Origin of the sequence: uncultured Cyclobacterium sp., assembly GCF_963976465.1 — a bacterium.
In the GTDB taxonomy this organism is placed as follows: Bacteria; Bacteroidota; Bacteroidia; order Cytophagales; family Cyclobacteriaceae; genus Cyclobacterium.
The window spans coordinates 1-8,653 of record NZ_CAXBOC010000209.1 but is presented as its reverse complement, the minus strand read 5'-3'; the positions used below and the strand labels follow the sequence as shown (position 1 = coordinate 8,653).

At 37.3% G+C, this 8,653-nt stretch carries 6 protein-coding genes and 1 pseudogene; 2 read left to right on the top strand and 5 right to left on the bottom strand.

From position 1 onward, the window contains the following. Both AAC037_RS12850 and AAC037_RS12845 read left to right on the top strand, forming a co-directional pair. Positions 1-321, top strand: a pseudogene (locus AAC037_RS12850) (alkaline phosphatase); the annotation flags it as partial. An 891-nt stretch (positions 322-1,212) separates the two neighbouring features. Continuing rightward, entirely contained in the window at positions 1,213-1,722 is a 510-nt protein-coding gene (locus tag AAC037_RS12845) for a transposase (RefSeq protein WP_339903369.1), read from the top strand. 229 nt (positions 1,723-1,951) lie between these two features. Here the strand turns inward: AAC037_RS12845 and AAC037_RS12840 are convergent, their stop codons facing one another. The 5 genes from AAC037_RS12840 to AAC037_RS12820 all read right to left on the bottom strand — a co-directional run. Next, positions 1,952-3,235 carry a hypothetical protein gene (locus AAC037_RS12840; protein ID WP_339903368.1) on the bottom strand — a complete coding sequence of 428 codons (1,284 nt, stop codon included), beginning with the start codon at positions 3,233-3,235 and terminating at the stop codon, positions 1,952-1,954. A 281-nt stretch (positions 3,236-3,516) separates the two neighbouring features. Beyond that, entirely contained in the window at positions 3,517-4,203 is a 687-nt protein-coding gene (locus tag AAC037_RS12835; protein WP_339903367.1) for an IS1595 family transposase, read from the bottom strand. A 302-nt stretch (positions 4,204-4,505) separates the two neighbouring features. Then, positions 4,506-5,783, bottom strand: coding sequence for a hypothetical protein (locus AAC037_RS12830; protein WP_339903366.1), 1,278 nt, complete (start codon positions 5,781-5,783; stop codon positions 4,506-4,508). A 203-nt stretch (positions 5,784-5,986) separates the two neighbouring features. Further along, entirely contained in the window at positions 5,987-7,285 is a 1,299-nt protein-coding gene (locus tag AAC037_RS12825; RefSeq protein ID WP_339903365.1) for an HlyD family efflux transporter periplasmic adaptor subunit, read from the bottom strand. Between the two features lie 2 nt (positions 7,286-7,287). Next, the coding region (locus AAC037_RS12820) for a peptidase domain-containing ABC transporter (RefSeq protein WP_339903364.1) at positions 7,288-8,653 on the bottom strand (1,366 nt) is incomplete at its 5' end.

Below are 8,653 nucleotides of genomic sequence, written 5' to 3'. Positions count from 1 at the left end.
AATTTTAAAAACGAAGGGGATTGGCTTCGAGGCTATCTTTCAGATCAGAAAAACATGTTTGTGGTCAATGGAGACAGACATTGGCAGTATGTTTCCAAGGATGCTGAAACAGGGCTAATGGAGTTTGGCTCAGGTCCGGTGAGTGATTACCATGTTCAGGGTTGGGATGAAGGTGATGTTCGCCCCGAACACCAATACCTCAATTTAAAAGGAGGCTTTTTATCTATTCATGTGGATAGGTTATCAGGTCGACCAAAAATAAGTTTTAATCATCGGGACGTTTTTGGAAAGGTGATGCATGAGGAATCTTTTAGTGGATAAAGTAGCATTTGAAAATCAATTTAACCTGGATTATGCAATAGGGATTCCTACTGTTTTGCTTAAGGGCCTGCCCATTTTCCTTGGGAACCGCTGCAATCCCAAGAAAATCAGGCGATTTGGATATTCAGAACTCCTGACTTGAGGCCGAAAGATTGCAAATAAATGTATTTTGCCGTAATTTAGGTTTGTCGCAAAATAGATGAATTAGGCAAATGCAACTCCCTATTTTTCCAGAAGACACCAAGCTAATCAATGCATGTTTTGGTTTTCAGAAATTCGATAATTATGTCTACTACCTTCACAATGGTTCTCACATTTTTTACCACCAGAAAGATGATAGGAATAGCTATAAATACATTATTAAGGATTTAAGAGTATCAGATTTTTTGGAGTAGCTGCCAATAGGATAGATTAGCGAAGTGCTACATCCCGATGGGAATTGTCCACCACTCCGGTTCATTTTCAGAATTGCGAATCACTTGCCTGATGAGGAGTTATATTGTTAGTGCTTTTTTTGCTGGAAACAGGTCTACTCAGCTTCAAAAACCATTATCAGGAGTTGGGTTCCGGCCATTATTTCATTGATGCCATTGTTTTGTCGCTTGCATTTACGAATGGGGTCAGAATAACGAATGGATACTCAGTGGTGGGGCTTTTCCAGAACTGTTTTGCTTCAAGACAGGTTGTTTATTTTTTGGCTACTGACCCAAATCGGGGCAAAAAAGTTACAATGGCCATTCTAATAACATTGTTAGAAATAAGCTTAAATCATTACGAATTATTTTCAGTTCAGAGACTAATTAGGCTCTGCTGACAAAGTATAAAAATGCAGAATTTGTGGTTAAATAGAAGACTTTTTCGGAATTTAAAAGGGTACAAGTGCAAGTGATTATGCAAAAGGACTCTAAAAGGCGTGCACTACGCAGCGAATATTCCAGTGCAAACCAGCTTTCGTTTTCAGGCTTTGAGACCCCATTTTATAATCATCTGGACCCCACTAACCGTTGGGTTGTGCTTAGCAGTCAGATTCCCTGGGATGATCTGGTTGGCCTGTTCAACACGAAACAGACAGGAAGGCCGTCGCTCAACCCCCGTGTATTGATCGGTGCAGTGATCATCAAGCACATTCTCAATCTTGATGACCGTGAAACGGTTGCCCAGATCACCGAAAACATGTATCTACAATATTTTCTTGGCTACAGTTCCTATATCAAAGAAGCGCCCTTTGATCCGTCCCTGTTTGTAGATATCAGAAAGCGGCTCGGCCAGCAACTCATTGAAGAGATGAATGAAAAGATCCATGGCTTTTCTATGGAAAGATCTGCGAAAAAAAAGGAAAAGATCCAACGAAAGAAAAAAAATGATAATGATCCTCCCGGCGGAGCATCGGGAACCAAATGAGAAGTAATCTATGATGCGACCGTCTGTCCCCAGGACATCGCCTATCCCTCAGATCAAGGACTGCTCAACAAAGCCCGGGAGATTACCGAGGAGATCATTGATGTATTTCACGGTAAACAGCCCGACGGAAAAAAACCAAGAACTCGTTTTATGGTAAAAATGTGACACTTAATACAAAACGCATATGAAATTAAAAGTTAAATTCATGAAGGATTATAAATTTAAGAACCTAATTAAATATAAAGGAAATATTATTAGGTTCATTATTTCTATACATCATCTCAAGATGTTTGAGCTTATAAAGCTTACAATTGATACTTATTTTTTTATTAAAATTTAAATGATTATTTCGCATTTGATTTGTTTTTTTAACTGCCATATCAATATCTAAATTTTTATTTAAAAAATTAAGAATTTTATTACTTTCTATCGAAATATTTTCTAATTTTATAATAAAACAGTTTTCTTTTTTAACTTTTTCCATAAAATATTTAATCGAATGATTCCAATAATTCCAATACCAAAGAATTTTATCATCCTGACTTAAACTATTCCATTCAGATTCAGACATATTTTGTATATTTACAGCTGTTATTCTACAACCTTGAGAAATAAACTTTGGTACAATTAATACAGAGTCATTTGAAAAAATTGGATCATCGTTAAAATACCAACCTCTAACCCTAGCTGACAATAAAAATGTTTTTGGATTTCTAATTAGCCAAATAAATTTAGAGTTTGGGAAAATATCTAGTAATATATCTGCGATTGGTATAATTTTCTGATCAGATTCAACATACATTTTACTTTTATCATAATATGGTAAATTTGAATATAATTTTATTAATTCAAATTTAACTTCTTCCCTATTCATTAAACCAGATAAAAAATTTGTGGAAATAACGCTCAATTGCTGATATAATGGTTCATGAAGAGATGTAATTTGAGGGTGCTGATTTAGAAAACTGGATATCGATTGGGATCCACATCTTCCAGTTGATAAAACAAATGAAATTTCTCTATTGGAAAGATTTTTGTAGTCATATGATCGATCAATTGTTTTTTTACGATTTAAAAATTTAAAATTATTTTCATTTAATAATAAATTTATCGGAGAAAAAGTAATATTCGATTTAATATTTTGTTTAATTATACTATTATCACTTATTACAGTATTTTTACCAATAGTTACTCCAGGATAAATTTTTACATTATTTCCTATCCGTACATTTTCTTCTATCACTACATTATAGGGAATAAAAACATCTATAATTTCTTCTATTGGATCTTTTGTATTTATATTGCATATAAAGCAAGAATGAATTTCTACATTGTTTCCAAAACAACAGTTATTATTAATTATAACTCCTCCTAATGATAAAATTAATAAATTAGACCCAAATTTTATATTACTTCCAATTATTAATCCATGTGGGCCTATTATTCTTATATCGTCACTAGCTTTTAAGTTTGTGCCAATATATTTTATTTTGTTAAAAATTTTAGTATTCATAATAATTCTTACATTAATAATTTTCTAAAATTAAATTTCAATTAATTAAAGAGAAATAAATATATTGAATTAGGTACTTAGTAAATAAATTCTTTATAAGGATATGGTAGCTTTGCTACCATTCTTTGGACTAAATTCTCAAAGATGTCTTCGCCCATTTTGTGGCGGTTGAACCTGTAAGTATACTCGCTAATGTATGGTTGCAAGTTCATAACAGAATAATGTGTGCCCCTTAGCCAGGCTTTGAACATCATGATCACGCGGTGCATCTGCTTAAAGTTCTAGCCTTTCTTCCCGGATTTTTCACGAGTCATTTTTGGAAAATGTGCCTCCATGCCTTTATAACCACTCCAATAGTCGTTTTTGACCTCTGCATTACTCCTGATGTGATCCCTCATAAAACCTCCCAGGTTAACCTTGGAAGCGGTTTCTACTACTCTACCATACCATCGCGCAACTCCTTTCGAACCCCTCTCTATGCTCACAACCATGATTTTCTTTTTCCCCTCGTTTCTTCCCAATGCTTTGTCGTCTTGTCCGCCGACATAGGTCTCATCCACTTCAACATTCTCAACCATGGGGAAATTTTGACTACTTTCCATTGCCTTCATAACCTTCTGCTTGAAAGGCCAGCAGGTTTTTTGGCGCAGTTCAAACTTTCGGCTCAATTCACAGCTGCTGATTCCGTTTTTACTTGTTGAAACGTAATAAACAATGTAAAAGGTTTTTAGAATGGGAAATTCCATCTGATGGAAAAGGGTACCAGCTGTAGAAGATTCAAATCTGCGAAATTTTGAACATTGTCTGTCGAACTCTTTAATTTCTTTACAATAATGGGTATGCCCACATTTTTTACAAATAAAGCTGTTATTCCACTTCATTTCTGCCAAATATTTGTAAAAATCTCTGTCAGTGGGGTACATCTTTTGAAATTCAAATATGGAGAGACCCTTATACCTTTTTTCCATAATATATTTGTTTAAAGTAAATATACGGGTATATTTGATATTCACGAAACGCCTAATTCAATTATTTTATATGTGCATTATTTAATTTTTTATATTGTTAATAAAATAATTTTTTCATCTATAATTTATTTTCACTATTTTACTGCTATATAATAAAATCATATGCATGTAAATAAAGAAATTAGGAGCACTTAAATACTGGCTATCTTTTAAATTATTCTTTACAACTACATCTTGTCTTGATACTGTATGTTAGTTTATAATTAAATCTAATATTTTTTTAATAAAATAGTTGATATTTTTTAAGAACAAATCTCATCGTCTGACATTTTAGCCATCTGGTATATTTTATCCAATCGAAAAGAAATATCTTCATTATACACCGTTCTCTTTGAAATAAATGGAAACATAAGTAATTTATTACTTGTCACTTCCCTATATAAGCTTTCGATACTCGAATCACTGCAGATTTGTTCTTCTAATATATTATCATAAACAGATTCGTATAATACAATGAAGGAGGATGATTTGAATGCTCTTACCCAAAATTTATTTCGAGTTAAGGGGATTGCAGTTTCGAAATCTTCAACCCCTCCACATAGTATTTTCGATTCTAATTGATGTCCTTCAACAATATGTCTTATCAGGCACTCCTTAGAATATGCCTCAGTAAACAGATGGTTGTTGTCACAGACGATGATGACATCATCTTCATCAGCCTTTGCTTGTTGTATAATTTGAATCAAAGTCATCCAGTATGCATGTTCTGCGTTGGTATTCTCACACATTTTAATCATTCGAACATCAAACTCAGTTCTACCTTCAAATTGTAAGTTAATGGGAGGTAATCTCATTTGGCTATTTTTCGAATTTAGGATATAAGTAGTGATGGATATGTTGTCAAAATCAGGCAAAAGTGTGGGCTCAAATTGCTCATATATCATTTTCTTATAAAAAGAAATAACTTGATTTGTTGCCTTTACTAAATCATCAGAATCCTTAAATAATTTTCCAACTCTACCTTTTGCATTGTTTTTTGCAGTTACATCTGAGTATCCAAAATCTTTCTGGATTGAAATGAATGGGTAAATAAAATATATTTGATGGCTAAGGGCCGACATCGTATAATCACCTGCATTACCTTCTTGAAAATCTGTACTAAGTATCTTTGAATAGAATTTTTTAAATATAACTGCAAATTGAAGCCCAGAAAACTTTTCAACCCAATTAAGATTTTTCCCCACAGGGATACAAGTTGAAAACCAACTAACACCTCCCAAAAGTATGTCGGCCTGAAACTGTTTAGCATCTTCAATCGTCTTTTGTAAGCTGATATCCTGATATTGGGAAGTGAAAGTATGATCATCCTGGCAAATGATGACATAATCCAATTCTTCCTTTTCCGATTTTTTCACAATATTACAGATGGTATGCCAAAGGCCAACTGCACCGAACTGATGTTCGATGGCCGGAACAATTGTCAATTGAAACTCTTCCTTATCCGCAAATTCCGATATAATACTTGCCTTTCGGTCTTTCCGTTTAACAAGGTTTATTGCAAACACATTAGTTTTTTCCATTTTTTTCTATTTTCCTATTGTTTATAGAATTACATCGTTTCGTTTAGGTGCGCATCAAGTACTTCAAATTCTCCAATCTATCTGCTAATTAATAACCGTCAATATGAAATCATGAAGTAACAGGAACCTCATCTCTTCGCACCAAGTTAGGACTGCGGTTAAGATCCAGATTGTTATTTCTCAAGACCAATATGTCGGTTTTTTTAATTGTCTATTATTGAATTAAACTTGAAGAAAAGCCTTTCTGCTACGCTCAAGTCTTCTGTGATAATTTCGGCATTTCCCAAAAGTTCCTGAGTAAAAGGGATATAGTTGTTAAAGGAGGTTCTGGTTCCTTCTGGAAGAGATGTGTAAACCAAATAATTGAATTCATCGTCTGGGGACACAGACACCCTAGTAACGCGTCCTGTAAGTACACCGTATTGCTGAAAAGGGAAATTGTCCAATTTGATCAGAACCTTAAGGCCTACTGATACTTTTCCTGCATTCTGTGCTGGAATTTTCGTTACGCCTACCAGTTCCATTTTGTCTTCCGGAAGCACGGTGAAAACTGGCTCATCGGGACTGACTTGTTGATTTGCACTCCATATTTTCTGAAAGCTAACCTCACCACCGGTTGAAGAGGTCAGCAGATAGGCGTATTCCCAATCCCTAAGGGCACGCTTCAATCCATGATAAGACTGAATCATGTTTTTTAGTATCCGTGTCTCTTCTTTCTGCTTGTCGATTTCTGTAATGCGCATGGTTTGATTACTTGCGCTGAGAGCTTCCTGCATCTGGGAAATTGTTATGGTCATACTATTGACCTGCTCCTGTATTTGCAGGTATTCCATTTCCCTGGCTTCAATATCCTTATCGGCAATTACCCCGTTCTCATGAAGGATTTTATTCCGTTCATAGTCAATTTGAACAAGAGCCATCCTCCGTTCCAGTAGATCTTTTTGGGCGATCTGTCTTTTGATCCTTTTATTGATTTCTATCAGTGAGGTAAGGGTACCATCCATCTGGCCAATATATGGTTGAAGCTCTCTGAGCAACTGGTATTCCATGTAATTTCGTTCAAATTCCAGAAAGGCAGGTTCCACTTCTCCCAATACCAGGCTGGAAAGTGAATCCATGGGAAAGGTATACCCATTTTCCTTTCCAAAGACCGCCTTTTCCAATTGGTCTTTCAGGATCAGGATATCTTCCAGGTTTGCGGTGCTTTTGATCCCGGCAAGTGGCTGGCCGGAGGAGACAAGTTCTCCGTTTTCCACAAAGAGCTTTTCTATCTGACCGGAAGTACGGGCTAGCACCCGCTCCGTCGGCTCACGGGTGGTCACCAGCACCTTTGCCTGCACAAAATCCGGGTACCTTATCAGAAAAGAAAGCGTGATGATCAGACAGGTCATAACAAATACCAGGGTGATGCCCCAGCGGATCAGCCAGGCCGGCGGCCGGGTGATGATCTCCTGTACTTCTTCGGACCGGAGATGGAGGTTATTGGTATGTTTATCCGGCATGGTTAGTTTGTATTTATTTTTTCCAGCTCCAATTGATTTTTTACCAAATCAAAATATGCCCCCTGTGAATACAGCAGTTGGTCATGGGACCCCTGTTCCACTATTTTTCCCTGATCGATAACGATGATCTGATCTGCATTTTTTACCGTACTCAGGCGGTGTGCAATGACCACTACCGTCTTGCCTTTCATAAAATGCTGCAGGTTTTCCATTACGATACGTTCGTTTCGGGCATCGAGTGCTGAGGTGGCCTCATCAAAAAAGAGGATTTCAGGATCCTTATATATCGCCCGGGCGATAAAAAGCCGCTGCTTTTGCCCGGTGCTGATACCAGCTCCCTCATTGCCGATTTTGGTATTGAAGCCCAGTGGCAGGGATTGGATGTAATCGTAGATATTGGCGATCCGGGTGGCTTTGATTAACAGCTCCTGGTCGATGAGGTCCTGACCCACAGCAATATTGGCCGCAATGGTATCGTTAAACACGTAGCCTTCCTGCATCACCACTCCGCAATGATCCCTCCAGCTTCTGGCAGCAATGATGCTAAGGTCATGCTGGCCATACAGGATTTCACCTTTGGTGGGTTCGTAAAATTTGAGCAATAACTTCATCAGGGTGGTCTTTCCGCTTCCGCTGGCACCAACCACCGCCGTCACTTTCTGTGGAGGTATGATCAGGTTGAGCCCTTCCAAAACGGGCTCATCGGCTCCTATATACCGAAAGGACAGGTTTTTTATGATCAACTCCCTAGCTATCTTAACTTTCCGGATATACTGCTTTTCCCTGTTTTCTTCTTCTTCCTTGTCATGAATTTCGTTTAGCCGATCCAGACTGATGCTGGCATCCTGATAGGCCCGGATAAAACCAACTACCTGGGTGATGGGACTGTTTAGCTGCCCGATGATGTATTGGAGCGAAAGCATCATCCCAAGGGTAAGATTGCCTTCTATTACCAGCACTGCTGAGGTAAAAGTGATTAAAATATTCTTAAGCTCATTGATCATTGAAGATCCTACTCCCTGGGTCTGTTCTAGAGAAAGGGTCTGAATTGAGACATTGAACAGGCTTGCCTGAACAAATTCCCACCTCCATCGCTTTTGTTTTTCCGCATTGTGCATTTTGATTTCCTGCATTCCGTTGATCAGTTCGATCACCGTGCTCTGTTCCTGACTTAACTGGGCAAAGCGCTTGTAGTCCAGCTCCCTCCTGCGCTTCATAAAATACAGGACCCAGAGGATGTAGAAAATGCTTCCCGCCAGAAAAATCAGGAAGATGGTAATGCTGTAATAAATGAGTACCGCTCCGAAGACGAAGAAATTAAAAAAGGAAAATAAGGTGCTTAGGGTGGTTCCTGTCAGAAGGTTTTCT